The organism is Oceanobacillus sp. FSL K6-2867, from assembly GCF_037963145.1.
Classification (GTDB): Bacteria; Bacillota; Bacilli; order Bacillales; family Amphibacillaceae; genus Oceanobacillus.
Window position 1 is genome coordinate 2,829,985 of sequence record NZ_CP150144.1, and the last position, 15,859, is coordinate 2,845,843.

The following is a 15,859-nucleotide window of genomic DNA, read 5'->3' on the forward strand; positions in this document are numbered from 1 at the left end:
TTCGTGAAATAATTATGAAATAACTTCCACGTTCAATACAGATTCAACATGCTTAACAACATTTTCAACTGTAAATCCGTACGCTTCGATCACTTGATTACCTGGTGCAGATGCACCAAAAGTGTCAATTCCGAGAACTGTGCCTTGTTCACCTGTATAGCGCTCCCAGCCAAAAGTGGATCCCATTTCGATTGCCACACGTGCCTTCACATGAGGAGGAATTACTTCATTTTTATATGCTGCATCTTGTTGATTGAATCGATCCCATGATGGCATGCTGACAACGCGCACATCAATACCTTTTTCTTTCAATGCTATCTTGGAAGCAATCGCCAGTTGAACCTCTGATCCGGTTGCTAATAATAGTGCATCAGGTGTCTCTTTTTCGGAGTTGCTTACGATATAGGCACCTTTTTTAACACCTTCATAGGCATTTTCTTTTGTTGATTCCAATGTTGGTAAATCTTGTCTTGTTAAAACAAGTGCTGTAGGCTGATCTTTGGATTCCAGTGCTAGTCGCCATGCAGCAGCTGTTTCGTTGGCATCAGCAGGACGAATCATGGATAGTCCAGGAATGACACGTAATGCTGCTAAATGTTCAACTGGTTCATGTGTCGGGCCATCTTCTCCAACAGCAATAGAATCATGGGTAAATACGTAAGTAACAGGTGTTTTCATAATGGATGCCAGACGAATAGCTGGGCGTAAATAGTCATTAAAGACAAAGAATGTACCACCATATACTTTTAATCCGCCATGAAGAGCGATTCCATTTAAAGCAGCTCCCATTGCATGTTCACGTACACCAAACCAAATATTTCTTTCTTCATAACTATCCCGGGAATAATCGCCCTCACCATTTATCATTGTCTTATTGGATCCTGCTAGGTCAGCACTCCCGCCAAAGAAGTTAGGTACTGCTTTTGCAATAGCATTCAGAACTTTACCAGAAGAAGCTCTAGTGGCAAGGGTATCGTGTCCAGCCTCAAAGACTGGTAAAGCTTTCTCCCAATCTACTGGAAGCTCATCATGAATTGCCAGCTGAAGCTCTTTTGCTAGTTCTGGATATTTTTCAGTATATGTTTTAATCAATTGATTCCATGCTGCTTCCTTTTTTTCTCCGTTTCTGCCAATTTTTTCGTTGAAATCAGCATAAACCTCTTCTGGTACATGGAAGGGTTCGTGTTCCCAACGGTAAAATTCTTTTGTTAGCTTTGTTTCTTCCAAACCAAGCGGTGAACCATGTGATGCAGCGGATGCAGATTTATTTGGTGAACCATAACCAATTACCGTTTTAATTTCAATTAAAGTTGGCTGGGTTTTATTTGCTTGTGCTTCCTTAATCGCCTTTCTGATTTCATTGACATCGTTTCCATATTCAACACGGAGAACTTGCCATCCATATGCTGTGAAACGTTGCTCGGTATTTTCAGAGAAAGATTTATTTAAATCACCATCTAAAGAAATATCGTTAGAATCATAGAGTGCGATTAATTTGCCTAACCCTAAATGGCCGGCTAATGAAGCAGCCTCATGGGATATTCCTTCCATTAAATCCCCATCACTTACAAGTGCATACGTATAATGATCCACGACAGAGAGATCTTCTTTATTAAATTTAGCAGCTAAATGTGCTTCGGCCATTGCCATACCAACAGACATTGCGATGCCCTGGCCAAGTGGACCCGTTGTTGCTTCCACTCCATCTGTATGATGTACTTCCGGGTGACCTGGAGTTTTTGAGTCCCATTGGCGAAACGCTTTCAAATCATCTATTGAAAGGTTATAACCGGCTAAATGAAGCAGGCTGTATAAAAGCATTGATCCATGACCTGCTGAGAGGACAAAACGGTCACGGTTAAACCATTTTGAGTTCTTTGGATTATGGTTCATAAAATCCGTCCATAGTGTGTAAGCCATTGGAGCAGCCCCCATTGGCAAGCCGGGATGCCCGGAATTCGCCTTTTCGATTGCGTCGATTGATAATGTACGAATGGTGTTAATGGATAAGTTCTCGATGCTTGTTGACATTAGTAAATGCTCCTTTATTTTATAAATGTTATATGTATTACATACCTATCGTATAATGAACCGTTTTCAAAAACAAGCATTTTATTGTACGCAATTGTGAAGAATATATGTACAAATTTGTATTTTCTGTGTAAATCACAACATTGTACAATTGATGTCCTGCTTTTTGGGATGAAAACGAATTCAAATAATGTATAATAGGTGTTAATATAGAGCTAAAGGAGGATTACGAGTGGTACTAAGCGATCGCGATAAGAGGATCTTAAATGATTTGATGAGTAATCCAAGTGTAACAAGTATGACATTAGAAGAGAAACATGCATTAACAAGAAGACAGCTTGGTTATAGCTTTACGAAGATTAATGAATGGTTAAAAATAAATAGTCTTCCAGCAATAGAAAGAACAAGAAAAGGTCAATTTGTGATTGATCAGGCTGTTTTTTCAAAACTTAATAGTAGTTATGAAGGTGCTGTTGCTTCAGCAATATTTACGGAAGAGCAGCGTGTTCAATTAATTATTTTGATGTTGCTAAGTTCCGAAGAAGAGCTGTCGTTAAACCATTTTACAATCGAATTGGAAGTTAGCAAGAATACAGTTCTCAATGATATGAAACAAGCCCAGGTATTCCTGGATGATTACGATTTGACAATCCGTTATTCACGAAAACATGGATATTTGATTGAGGGCAACGAGTTTCAGGTACGCAAATTACTCATCCATATAACGCATCAAGTACTGCAAATGAGTAATGGGAAAAATAGATTAGAAGATTTATCTGGCATTCAAAATGATTTGTTGGATGAATTCAAAAGGCGTATTGAGAAAGTGGAGAATAAGTTAAACTTAAAATTTACGGATGAAAAATTGGTAACGATGCCATACATTTTGATTCTGATATTAAGAAGGATACAAAAGGGCAATGAGATTAACTCGTTTTCCATCCGCTATGAGGAGCTATCGGATACGAAAGAGTACCAGGCTACCGAGGAAATTTTATATGATTTCAATGAAATTCCAGTGACTGAGCGCCTGTTCATCACCCTGCATCTTTTGACGACAAATGTTTATTGGTCAGAATACATCAATGAAGAAGCAATACCGAACCTAGTACCAGCTATTAACGATATGCTCAGACAATTTGAAAAAAGTGCTTGTATTTATTTGCAGGAGCGCAATCAGCTATTAGACAAACTTTTACAGCATCTTCAGCCAGCATATTATCGAATAAAATATCACCTTACAGACACGATCAATTTTCAAGGATCTTTGAGCAAGGAGTTTAAGGAATTGCATCATCTCGTAAAGCGCTCGATTGGACCGCTTGCAGAGTTAATCGGTGATGATATTCCTGAAAGCGAAACCACTTTTATAACGATGCTTATTGGTGGGTGGATGAATCGGCAAGGTGAAAGTATTGAAGAAAAAATAAAAGCAGTTGTCGTTTGCCCGCAAGGCGTATCCGTTTCAAAATTATTGTTTAATGAACTGAAAGAATTATTTCCGGAATTTGTATTTTTGGACTCTTTGTCCGTAAGGGAATTTCTCGATTATAAGTTAGATTACGATATCGTCTTTTCACCAACCCAATTGGAAACAGAGAAAAAATTATTTATCTCAAAAGTATTTCTTGGGCAAGAGGAACGTTATCGTTTAAGAAAGCAAGTGATGCTTGCTATTCATGGGTATATTCCCAATGATATTAATGTTTATCATGTCATAGATATAATTAAAAGGCATTCTGCAATCAATAATGAAAAGGCTTTAATAGAAGATTTAGAGGAATACTTTAATCGAGATGATGATTCTGCTGTGGTAAGGCAGAATGCTGCACAGCGAGAATTCGATTTGGATGAGTTAATTGTGCCAGAGAATATTACGTTAAGAGATTCGGTTGGTTCATGGGAAGAAGCGATACGGATAAGTGCCGATCCATTAATAAAAGAAGGCAAAATACTTCCAGAGTATGTGCATGCAATGATTCACCACTCGAAGGATGATCCGTACATTGTAATTGGTTCAAATATAGCAATCCCGCACGCTGCACCGGAAGACGGTGTTAATGAGGTTGGCATGACCCTCTTACGATTAAAAGAAGGTGTACAGTACAGCCAGGATTATACGATTCATTTAATTTTTGTAATTGCTGCAGTGGATAAAAAACAGCATATACATGCTTTGATGCAATTAATGAATTTGGCAGGATCTGAAGAAGATACGAACAAAATAATCAATGCGAGTTCTATTGAAGAGGTTCATGAAATTATAAAATTTTATAGTTCTGACAGAAGTTAGTAAGACAGAAGTAAAGAATAGGAGTGCAAAGAATGAGTGAGTTATTTTTCAATGAATCTGTCATTCTACTAGATGTGGAAGGCAATAGTAAAGAAGAGGTATTAGCAGCAATTGGCAATAATCTAGTGGATAGAGGTTTAGTGAAAGAAAGCTTTGTTCCTGCGATTATTAAACGAGAAGGTGAGTTTGCGACAGGGCTTCCAACAGCAGGAGTATCTGTAGCAATTCCGCACACAGATGTGGAGCATGTCAACAAAAAAACGATTAGTATTGCTGTTTTAAAGAACCCAGTTGATTTTGTAATCATGGGAGACGATAGTGAAACTACACCTGTACAGCTAGTTTTTATGTTAGCAATGGATGAAGCGCATTCACAGCTTTCTTTACTCCAAAAGTTAATGCAAGTTTTTCAAGAAGAGGATACATTGAAGTACCTTGTAAGGCAAACAGACAAATCAAAGATTAAAAGTCTTTTGGAGGAAAAGCTGGATTTTGTAGCACTTGAAGGAGGTGAGAGATAATGGCGAAGCAAGTATTAGTAGCATGTGGAGCAGGTATTGCAACATCAACTGTTGTAAACAGTGCAATTGAAGAATTAGCAAAAGAAAACAACATTAAAGTTGATTTAAAACAAATCAAAATTGCTGAAGTTGGTGCATATGTAGATACAGCAGATCTATTGGTTACAACTGCAATGACGAAAACAGAATACCCATTCCCAGTAATTAATGCACGTACATTTTTAACTGGTATTGGTGTTGAAGATACAAAAAAACAAATTTTAGACGAACTTCAAAAATAAGCAGCCAAACATAAATCTCGATAAGCACTTAGCGTAATATCGAGATTTATGTTGAATTTGTTAGGGGGTATCAGGATGCAAGCATTCGTAGATTTTATTCAAGGCTTTTTAGGTTTAGGAGCGACTGTTATTCTACCGGTAGCAATCATGATTTTAGGACTTGTGTTTGGTCAGAAGCTCGGTAAAGCGATTCGTTCAGGTTTAACAATCGGGGTTGCTTTTGTTGGTATTTTCTTAGTTATTGATTTGCTAACACTCAACTTAGGTCCAGCAGCACAAGGAATGGTTGAGCGTTTAGGAGTAGACCTGAATGTGATCGATGTGGGATGGCCAGCAACATCATCAATTGCTTGGGCATCTGTTGTAGCAGCATTTATTATTCCACTGGGATTAGTTGTAAACGTTATTATGCTATTAACGAAGACAACGAAAACAATGAACGTTGATATTTGGAACTACTGGCATTATACATTTATGGCAGCAGTTGTGTATACGGTGTCAGGCAGTATTGTCCAAGGTTTAATTGCGGCAGTTATATTCCAGATTGTTTGTCTGAAAGTTGCAGACTGGACACAGCCGATGGTTAGTGATTTTTATGAGTTGCCAGGTGTTTCCGTTGCAACAGGAAGTACAATTTCCTATGCACCTTTCATTTATTTAGTAAAAGTAGTACAAAAAATTCCTGGATTGAAAAATTTACACGCAGACCCAGATTCCATTCAAAAACGTTTTGGTATCTTTGGGGATTCCATGGTAATTGGTTTGATTTTAGGTGCAGCAATTGGTGCATTAGCAGGATACAGTGTTGGAGATGTTATTAACATTGGTATTTCAATGGCTGCTGTAATGGTCCTGATGCCACGTATGGTTAAGATTTTGATGGAAGGGTTAATGCCTGTTTCAGAATCAGCTCGTGAATGGTTAAACAAACGTTTTGGCGATAGAGAAATTAATATCGGGCTGGATGCAGCAGTACTGTTAGGACATCCATCTGTAATTGCAACCGCTCTTATTTTAACACCAATTACAGTTCTTATAGCAGTTGTATTACCTGGTAACGCTGTACTGCCATTTGGTGACTTAGCTACAATTCCGTTTGTGGTTGCATTCGTAGTAGGTGCAGCTAGAGGGAACATTATCCACTCGGTTATTGTTGGTTCGGTTATGATTGCACTTTCACTTTATATGGCAACAGACATTGCGCCACTCTTCTCTGAAATGGCTTCAACTGCAAGCATTAATTTACCTGAAGGCTCAGCAATGGTTTCAAGTATCGACCAGGGTGGTAACTTAGTAAACTGGATAATCTGGAGAGTCTTTGAGATTTTTAACTAGAAGGCTTCATTCTTTATAACGTTAAACCGTGTCTAATTGTGAAAACTTTCACCAAAAAGCTATATACAATTAATTAATTGATCGAGTTAAACAAAAGCAACAGGAGGAATTCATAGTGAAAGCATTAGTTAAAACAGAACTCGGATTCGGTAACCTGGAAATTCAAGATAAACAAGAACCACAAGCTGGAAAAGACCAAGTGAAAATTGAAGTGAAATATGCGGGTATCTGTGGATCTGATATTCATACGTATGAAGGACATTATAAGGTTGCAGCTCCTGTAACACTTGGACATGAATTTTCTGGAGAGGTTGTTGAGGTAGGAGAAGGAGTAACGGAATTTAAACCAGGTGATCGTGTTACTTCAGAAACCACTTTCTATATTTGTGGTGAATGTGAATACTGTAAATCAGGTGACTATAACCTTTGTAACCACCGAAAAGGCCTTGGTTCACAGCAAGATGGTGGTTTTGCCAAATATTTAGTAGCCCATAAAGAAAGTGTCCATCATTTGCCAGAAAATGTTGACTATCAGTCAGCGGCAATGACAGAACCACTAGCATGTACACATCATGCAATTGAAAAAACAGAAATTAATCCAGATGATCTTGTAGTTGTGATTGGTCCTGGTCCCATTGGATTGTTAGCGGCTCAGGTAGCGAAAAGTCATGGTGCTACAGTAATCATTACAGGACTGACAAATGATAAGGTTCGTCTGGATAAAGCAATTGAAGTAGGTATTGATTATACCGTTAATACACAGGAAGAAGATCTAAAAGAGTTTGTCAATAAATTAACCAATGGTTATGGCGCCGATGTAGTATTGGAATGCTCTGGAGCGGTCCCGGCTGCGAAACAAGGCCTGGATATACTTCGCAAAAAAGGACAATATGCACAAGTTGGTATTTTTGCTCAACATGAAATTCAATTTGATCTTGAAAAAATTATCCAAAAAGAAATTCGCGTAGTGGGCAGCAGAAGTCAAAAATCAGCTGATTGGGAACCATCACTTGCCTTAATGAATGATGGGAAAGTGAATGCAAAGGCTTTAGTAACACATGAGTTCAACATTACCCAATGGGATGAAGCATATCAAGCGATAAAAAGTGGGGAAGCAATTAAAGTTTTGTTAACACCTGTGGAGTGATCAAAAATTTAGTAAAACTTTTCAGAGCGAACGTCTGAATTACATTATACCTTGTTACAAAGGTGAGGGGGAGAAAGAAATTGAATAAACAACAACTTATTGACATGATTGATTATACACTATTAACTCCAACTGCAAGTAAAGAGGATATTAAAGCATTCTGTGAAGAAACGATCGAATATGGTTTTAAAACTGTTTTTGTGAATCCATATTATGTGTCATATGCACATAGTCTATTATCTCCGCACAATATTAAAGTCGGAGTTCCAATAGGATTTTCACTTGGTGGTGCAACAACACATGTAAAAGTCGAAGAAACAAAAGAAGCTATTAAAAATGGTGCTGAAGAAATCGATATGCTAGTTAATCTGGGAGCTCTTAAATCAGGTGAATATGACGTAGTAAGAAATGATATTGCTGAAGTTGTTAAAGCGTCTCAAGGATTAACAACAAAAGTTATTATTGAAACAGCGTTATTAACAGATGAAGAGAAAGTAAAAGTTACGGAATTAATCATCGAAGCTGACGCTGACTTTGTAAAAACAGCAACTGGCTTTAACGGCGGCGGAGCAACAGTTGAAGATGTTAAATTACTTCGTTCTGTAGCAGGTGACAAAATTGGCGTAAAAGCTGCTGGCGGAGTTAAAACGTTTGAAGATGCAGTAAACATTGTCGCTGCTGGGGCAAATCGCATTGGGGCAAGTGGTGCAGTAGCAATTATCAGTGGCGGTGTTTCAGAGGCTTCATATTAAGAATATCGTGTCGAAGCGGTTAAGTATACTACTTAATCGTTTTATCACGCATTAACGGGTTGTAATATCCCACCTTAAAGCTTGAGAAAACTAAAACGTGAAGGTTGTGGGAGGGCCTTGTGTCATACCCACGTGGTATAAACATCCCGTAAATTCCTGATTCTGTTCAAGGGCCTTTAGGTCATACCCTTGAGGTACTAACATTCAGTGGGGGAGGAAGGGAATCCCACTGAATGAAGTTTTACTTTATCACTTTTCATAGAAAAGAGGGTTAAAATGGTAGATACACTTTTAGACTTTATGTTGGGACCTTTGAGAGGAATAAGTGAATTCTATTTTGAATACCAATTAATTTTTAACACGATTATTGTTGGATTCGCAGCATATAAACTGTTTTTCAGCAAAAAAAAAGAAGCAAAAAATGAGTCTGCAAACTAGATAGAATGAGGTGGCTGAGATGAAAGCGTTAAATCTTTATGGTGTGCAAGATATTCGTTTTGAAGAGGATACACCAGTTCCAGTAATCGAAAATGATAATGATGTTATTATTAAAGTGAAATCAGTTGGGATTTGCGGATCCGATACCTCCAGATACAAAAAACTCGGACCGTATGTAGAGGGCATGACGTTTGGTCATGAGTTTGCTGGTGAAGTAACAGAGGTTGGACCAGCAGTTAAAGGAATTAAAGCTGGTGATCGTGTTGCAGGATGCCCTGCGTTTATTTGCGGAGAATGTGAAAATTGCTTGAGCGGCGAACCAGCACGCTGTGAAAACCTTAGTGTAATTGGTGCGCGTCACCCTGGCGCCTATGCTGAATATACAAAATTACCTGCAACCCACATCGTTCCCCTTCCAGATAATGTTGATTATGATACAGCTGCATTGGTAGAACCTTCTGCAGTAGTTGCACACGGATTTTATCGTACGAAAATTCAGCCGGGGGCAGAGGTTGCAATTATGGGAGTAGGAAGTATCGGACTTCTAGCAGTACAATGGGCAAAAATTTTCGGTGCGAAAAAAGTATATGCAATTGATATTGATGATAAGAAACTGCAAATTGCTAAGAAGCTTGGTGCTGATGTAGCAGTTAACTCATTGGAAAAACCCGCCCATGAGCAAATTATGGAGTATACAAACGGGCGAGGTGTTGATCTGGCTGTTGAGTCTGCAGGTTCTCCAATTACATCTGCACAAGTATTTGCCTTACCCAAAAAGGGTGGGGAAGTAGTATTTATGGGAATTCCATATGCAGATATTAACATTGAACGTTTCTATTTTGAAAAAATTGTTCGTAATGAATTAACCATTTACGGTTCATGGAATGCAATCTCAGCACCTTTTCCAGGAAAGGAATGGTCATCGACAGTACATTATATGAGTACTGGCCAAATCAATGTTAAACCAATGATTTCTCATAAGTTATCATTGCAAGAGGGCCCGGGGGCATTCCAAAAAGTTATTAATAGAGAGATAGATTCAGTTAAAGTTATTTTTAATCCAGAAAAAATGGAAGTATCCAGTGAATTAAATATTGAGGAAGCAATAGCTGGAAAATAAATATTGAGGTAATTTAAAGAAGTTTCTGTATGTTAATTAAAAACAACTTTGATTGAATTAAATCTGATATTACTACTATACAGGGTCCTAAAAGGAATCTTGTATAGTATTTTCTGTTAAATTGGGCCAAATTATCGTATGAAGTAACGAGATATGATATATTAATTTAATTAGACAACAAACAAAATATTTGTTTATATATAAATAATAGAATTACTTAGAATATATAACTTGGATGTGTTTACAAATGATGAGAATAGGGATTTTAACAAGCGGTGAAGATGCTCCTGGAATGAATACGGCGATTGGTGATGTCGTTAAAGCAGCAAATTATTATAATATTGATGTCGTGGGTATAAATTATGGATACCAAGGCTTAATAGAAGGGGCCATTTATCCATTAACATCGTCTGATTTGGAAAACTTTACGGATACAGGCGGGACAGTTTTAAAAACATCCAGAAGTCCTGAATTAAGAGAAATTGAGGAAATAAAAATTCAGGATACATTGGAAAAGTTCGAAATACATGCTCTCGTTATAATTGGTGATAAAAAATCCTTTGCTGCGGCAGAAAAAATTCAACAGCTTGGTATAAAAGCGGTTGGTATACCTGCCACAATTGAAAATGATATGGCCTATACAGATTATTCGATCGGTTTTGACACGACTGTAAATACGATTTTAGACTGTATTCATAAAATTAAAGATACCAGCCTTTCCCATGATAAAACAACGATCGTAGAGGTAATGGGGAAAAACTGCGGGGATTTGGCTTTATTTTCAGCTCTAGCAGGTGGAGGGGAAATCATTTCTACTCCGGAACGGAAATTAAATTTAGATAAAATCTGTTCCACATTAGATATGAGAATAAATAATGGAAAAAGAGACAATATTGTTGTTATAACAGAAGGGTTATATGATATACAGGAATTACAAAAAGATATACAGGAAAAACTGAATATTTCTGTAAGAACTTCTACATTAGGGTTTTTACAGTGGGGAGGAAACCCATCTGCATTTGATAGAATACTTGCAAGCAGAATGGGCATTGCGGCAATAGAATTAATAATGAATGAGCAAACTGGCAAGGCTGTAGGTATTAAAGAAAATAGAATTATAGATGTTGATTTTGATAGGATAGATATTGACAAGGAAAGTAAACTGGAAGGCTATCGTTTATTAGAAATACTTCAGAATGCTTGACCGTTTAATGCGCAGCGCTTAAATTACAAGGCTGATATCTCCTTTATGTCGTTTGATAAAAAATAAAGCATAAAGTTTTATGTTCTTTAACATATCTGGCGGCTTGTTCATCTGCGAATGTCCATAAGTTAAAATAATTTATTGTATGCTCAATGCTTCAAGCTGTGTATCGATTAAATGAACCAGAAAAGGAATTTGCAATCGCATTTTAAATTAAAAAAGCCTAGGAGGACAGACTTAGCTTTGTCCACTAGGCTATACTTGATTTTTATCAAGTATTTCAGATGCTTTATTCTGGAGAAACCAAATATATTATTTTACTAAATTCTTTAAACTTGGTCGATCCAATTTAAAGATCGAGATATCATGATCGGTTTCACCAGTTAATGCTAATTGAGATAAAATTTCCCCAATGACACTAGCAAATTTGTATCCGTGTCCTGAACATGCAGCAGCAATTGAGATGTGAGGATGCTCTGGATGCTTGTCAATGATAAAGTGGCCATCTGGGGTTCTTGTATACATGCAAATGACCCCTTTCTTTAATGCACCAGATGCTTCTGGCATGAATTGATCCAAAAACTCACGGATATGACCTTCATCGTTTTCGTCTGATCCGAACTCGCGGTTCATTGTATCTGGATCAATATGATCCTCATAATCATGTCGGCCAATTTTTAACCCGCAACCATCAAAAGTTGGGAATCCATAGTAAATTGCTCTTGAATCACCATTTGGAACCTCAACCATAAATGTTGGAAATGCATTTGTATTAAATAATTCATCATTAGCTTCGAACCAAGCGACAGGCTGACGTGTTGGGTAAAGTGGTAGATCCAAGCCTAATTTTTCAGTTAACTTTCCATTCCAAGATCCAGCACTAAGAATTAACTTATCCGAAGTAAATTCTGCGTTTTCTGTTATCACTTTTACTGAATCTTCATATGCCTCTATATCTGTAACTGGATTGTTAAATGAAACCTCTGCTCCATGGTGCAGAGCCAGTTCCTTGTATGATTGGATAGCATTTTCGCTAAATAAGAACCCTGAATCAGGCTCAAAAAATGCATTATAATCATCTGGAACATTCAGTCCTGGGAAGCGCTCTTTCATCTCTGCACCACTAAGCTCTTCCACATTTAAATTATACTCTTTTCCACTATCGATTGCTTCATCGATAAATGGTGCATTACCTTTAGGTCCAAATCCCATTGCACCAACTTGTGAGAATATTTTAAGATGTGACTTCTTTTCTAATTCATTCCAAAGTTCTTGTGCTCTTAAAGCGAGTGGAACATATTCTCTGCCTTCTCCATAAGCATGTCGAATGATTCGAGTTTCACCAAAATGGCTCCCTTGATCATGTGGCGGGTTGTAGGAGTCTATGAGTAAAACCTTCACTCCCTGTCTCGCTAAATAATAACCAGCAGCCATTCCCATAGAACCAGCACCTGCAACAATAACTTCATAATGTTTTGTCATATAAAATCCCCCTTAATAATTAATGGATATTATTGATCTCCTACTTTTAGTAAGAGTTCCTTATTTGACTCATAGTTTCATAAAATTAATTTCACTTGTTTATTAGAGAAATGTTAATAATTATATTTAGAATTATCATAATATTTATCTTGCAAGGAACCATCGAGGATTTTCTTCTTTAACTTATTTTATCCCTTTTTAATTCACCTTTTTGTTCTGATCTTTTTAATTTAAAAGGAGCATAGATAAGGATTAACATTAGTAATAAACCTAGGTAACCTACAAGCGTATAAAACTTAGATACTAAAGTAGTAAAGCCAACAAAACTTAAAGCAAACCCAATCGCTAATGTAATGATTGTTGCAATATTCGCTCTCCTTGTTCCCATTTTAAAAAACCTGGCAACAAAACTATAGAACATCCCAAGAGCTGAATTGAAGATCATTCCAAACAAAACAACAGCATATATAATGGCAAGTGCAGGTGAGAATTCTTCAACAATCTGTAATAATGGCACATCGTATGATGCAACGGTATCAACTTTGGAGAAAATTGCTAAGTGAGCAAAGAGAACCATGATTCCTATACCAAGTCCCCCGATTAACCCACTAATACCTGCAATACGTGAGTCTTTTTCTTCCCCACCAATAACAAGTGACATTGAAACCCCCAATGCAATACATAAGGAAGCATAGTTTATGGAAGCTACGATCCAGTTATCGAATGGTTTGTCTTGACTTTCTGCAATTGGCCTTAGTTCTGCAAATGACATGTCCATTGTGCTCAAACTATAAATAAACATAAATATAACAAATACTAATAAAAATGGTGTAACACTTGCAATGACAGAAATTATTTTCTCGACTTTCAGCATCATAGAAATTGCCACAATAACAGCCATAAGCAAACTGCCAATGAAAACCGGTAAACCAAACTGCTGATTAAGGGTGGAGCCGGCACCAGCCATCATAAGAACCCCTGTACCAAATAAGGTGAATATAAGAATGCCGTCTAAAATCAGTCCTAAATAACGCCCGCTGATTTGATAGATAGCTTTCTTATGTGATTTAGCATTAAGACGGCTTCCTATATATGTCATAATCATTCCCATATAAGCTAATAAAGCAGTAACCAAAATGCCTGCATAAGTACCTCCGTGCCCGAAACTAGTAAAATACTGTAATACCTCTTGACCTGAGGCATAGCCAGCCCCGATTATAACTCCAATAATAGCACCAGAAATCTTTAGTATTCTAAACATAAATTGTCTCCTTTTTATTTTTATAGACTATGCTAATTCCTAGTCAGATCTTTAGTATCATCTTTATTGAGACAAGAAAATATTCATATATCCATCTGCATCAAATTGTTCGCGAGAAGCTTCATCATTGGATCCAAAAACAAATATTCCAGTTAATAAGGCGATTTAATTTTCTCTCTATGCCTCCTTTCGCAATTTATGTTTTGATAGATAGGGGACCACTCAGAGCCACAGGACATGTCGCCTACAAATCTTAGCTGCTCATCGAGAACAAGACAGATGATTCGTAATTAGGTTTTTCAAGCCTCAGTTAAAATTCAAACTGGCACTATTCTGAAATTTGTTTAAGGTTAGAATTTATTATAAAATGAAAGCGTAATCATGTATAGTGATAAAAAAAGATAGCTCCCATCTCTACTAGTGAAGGCATAAAAGATCAAGGTGGCAGGCAAGGAATTAAAAAATGGATTTACCCTTGAAAACCGGAGTTTCTAAAGATTTCAATAATAATGATGGTAAAATAAGTAATCCATCTCTTTTAGTGATATAATTGCCATAAAAAATTCATAAAACTATTAAAATGAAAACCTTGGTAGTAATAAAAATGGGTGTTCATATAGATAACTGAACACCCATATGTGAAAGCGGAATAAATTATTTTTTGATAATGTTGTGCTCTGGTCCGTAAGGGAACTTCGTGATATTTTCTACCACTCCATCTTCACCAATAACGAGAATATCATGCTCACGATATCCACCAGCACCAGGTTGACCTTCTGGAATCATAATCATTGGCTCCATGGAAACGACCATTCCAGGTTCTAAAACAGTTTCAATATCTTCACGAAGTTCCAGCCCAGCTTCACGCCCGTAATAATGTGAAAGAACCCCAAATGAATGTCCATAACCGAAAGTCCGATTCGGTAAAAGATTATGTTCTATATAAATTTCATTCAATTCAGCAGCAATATCCATACATCTCACACCAGGCTTGATTAACTCAAGACCTCTTTCATGTACTTTCACATTAATCTCCCATAATTCAAGATGACGTTCTGGAACCTCTTCTAAGAATAACGTACGCTCCAATGCAGTATAGTAACCTGCAATCATCGGGAAGGCGTTTAGACTTAAAATCTCTCCACGTTTTACTTTTCTGCTTGTTGCCCAGTTATGCGCACCATCTGTATTAATTCCAGATTGGAACCAGATCCATGAATCTCTTAGCTCAGCGTGTGGGTAAGTACGAGCTATTTCCCGAGTCATTGCTTGCGTACCGTGTAAGGCCACTTCATATTCTGGTACACCTTCAGCAATTGCTTCAACTACTGCAGCGCCGCCGATATCAGCAATTCTAGCTCCATTTTTAATTAACTCAATTTCTTCCTGAGATTTAATCATACGTTGTTTCATTGTTACTTTAGAAACGTCTACAAGTTCAGCATCTGGGAAAGCTTCTTTTACTTTCTGACGCATTTCAAGTGTCAAATGATCATCTTCCACACCAAGACGCTTAATAGAAGCTCCGTTTAACACTTTCTTCACTGCGTATAAGTAATTATCTCTTTTCCAATCGGTATACACAATGTTGTCACCAAAACTGCGGCGCCATGGTTGACCACCATCAATATTTGCACTAACTGTATAATGTTTATCTTGAGTTACAACAAGTGCATAAGATCTACCAAATGATGTATAGAGGAAATCGCTATAATAATTAATATTGTGATAGGATGTGAATAATACAGCATCGATATCGAGCTCAGCTATGTTTCGGCGTAAAATTGAATTGCGGTTTTCCATCTCCTGCCTAGAAAAGGTAGATGTTACTTTACCACCATTTTCTAGGATTTTAGTTCTTTCCAATTCGGTTACTTTTTGCATGTACAATTTCCCCTTTCTGGTATTCAAAATTATTTATTTAGAATTACGCATAAAAGTCGTTGCCAATATGCATAATAATCTAAACCTAATTGTTCTTACATACAACTGAA

Annotated in this window: 13 protein-coding genes; 9 read left to right on the forward strand and 4 right to left on the reverse strand. The window is 37.2% G+C overall.

Going from position 1 to position 15,859, the window contains the following annotated elements:
* Window positions 1–12: 12 nt before the first annotated feature.
* A complete protein-coding gene (tkt, locus tag NSQ77_RS13760; protein ID WP_339226607.1) occupies window positions 13–2,031 on the reverse strand; it encodes a transketolase in 2,019 nt (672 codons plus the stop codon).
* A 232-nt stretch (window positions 2,032–2,263) separates the two neighbouring features.
* On the opposite strand from tkt, the gene NSQ77_RS13765 reads away from it, so the two are divergent.
* The 9 genes from NSQ77_RS13765 (at window position 2,264) to NSQ77_RS13805 (ending at window position 11,122) form a co-directional block, all read left to right on the forward strand.
* On the forward strand, window positions 2,264–4,324 hold the full coding sequence (locus tag NSQ77_RS13765) for a BglG family transcription antiterminator (RefSeq protein ID WP_339226608.1): 2,061 nt from the start codon (window positions 2,264–2,266) through the stop codon (window positions 4,322–4,324).
* A 32-nt stretch (window positions 4,325–4,356) separates the two neighbouring features.
* Window positions 4,357–4,845, forward strand: coding sequence for a PTS sugar transporter subunit IIA (locus NSQ77_RS13770; RefSeq protein ID WP_339226609.1), 489 nt, complete (start codon window positions 4,357–4,359; stop codon window positions 4,843–4,845).
* A complete protein-coding gene (locus NSQ77_RS13775; RefSeq protein ID WP_339226610.1) occupies window positions 4,845–5,126 on the forward strand; it encodes a PTS sugar transporter subunit IIB in 282 nt (93 codons plus the stop codon). The genes NSQ77_RS13770 and NSQ77_RS13775 overlap by 1 nt, the downstream gene beginning before the upstream one ends.
* A gap of 75 nt (window positions 5,127–5,201) precedes the next feature.
* Window positions 5,202–6,461: a PTS galactitol transporter subunit IIC gene (locus tag NSQ77_RS13780; protein WP_339226611.1), complete on the forward strand. Its 1,260-nt coding sequence runs from the start codon at window positions 5,202–5,204 to the stop codon at window positions 6,459–6,461.
* A gap of 115 nt (window positions 6,462–6,576) precedes the next feature.
* Window positions 6,577–7,608, forward strand: a complete 1,032-nt coding sequence (locus NSQ77_RS13785) for a zinc-binding dehydrogenase (RefSeq protein WP_339226612.1) — start codon at window positions 6,577–6,579, stop codon at window positions 7,606–7,608.
* 80 nt (window positions 7,609–7,688) lie between these two features.
* Window positions 7,689–8,360, forward strand: coding sequence for a deoxyribose-phosphate aldolase (deoC, locus tag NSQ77_RS13790; protein ID WP_339226613.1), 672 nt, complete (start codon window positions 7,689–7,691; stop codon window positions 8,358–8,360).
* 276 nt (window positions 8,361–8,636) lie between these two features.
* Window positions 8,637–8,798 carry a hypothetical protein gene (locus NSQ77_RS13795; protein ID WP_339226614.1) on the forward strand — a complete coding sequence of 54 codons (162 nt, stop codon included), beginning with the start codon at window positions 8,637–8,639 and terminating at the stop codon, window positions 8,796–8,798.
* A 19-nt stretch (window positions 8,799–8,817) separates the two neighbouring features.
* A complete protein-coding gene (locus NSQ77_RS13800) occupies window positions 8,818–9,918 on the forward strand; it encodes a galactitol-1-phosphate 5-dehydrogenase (RefSeq protein WP_339226615.1) in 1,101 nt (366 codons plus the stop codon).
* A 247-nt stretch (window positions 9,919–10,165) separates the two neighbouring features.
* On the forward strand, window positions 10,166–11,122 hold the full coding sequence (locus NSQ77_RS13805) for an ATP-dependent 6-phosphofructokinase (RefSeq protein ID WP_339226616.1): 957 nt from the start codon (window positions 10,166–10,168) through the stop codon (window positions 11,120–11,122).
* Between the two features lie 312 nt (window positions 11,123–11,434).
* On the opposite strand, the gene solA is transcribed toward NSQ77_RS13805, so the two are convergent.
* From solA to NSQ77_RS13820, 3 genes are all read right to left on the reverse strand, one after another.
* Window positions 11,435–12,604, reverse strand: a complete 1,170-nt coding sequence (solA, locus tag NSQ77_RS13810) for an N-methyl-L-tryptophan oxidase (RefSeq protein WP_339226617.1) — start codon at window positions 12,602–12,604, stop codon at window positions 11,435–11,437.
* A 178-nt stretch (window positions 12,605–12,782) separates the two neighbouring features.
* On the reverse strand, window positions 12,783–13,865 hold the full coding sequence (locus NSQ77_RS13815; protein WP_339226618.1) for a hypothetical protein: 1,083 nt from the start codon (window positions 13,863–13,865) through the stop codon (window positions 12,783–12,785).
* A gap of 654 nt (window positions 13,866–14,519) precedes the next feature.
* Window positions 14,520–15,749, reverse strand: a complete 1,230-nt coding sequence (locus NSQ77_RS13820) for a M24 family metallopeptidase (RefSeq protein ID WP_339226619.1) — start codon at window positions 15,747–15,749, stop codon at window positions 14,520–14,522.
* Between the last annotated feature and the right edge of the window lie 110 nt (window positions 15,750–15,859).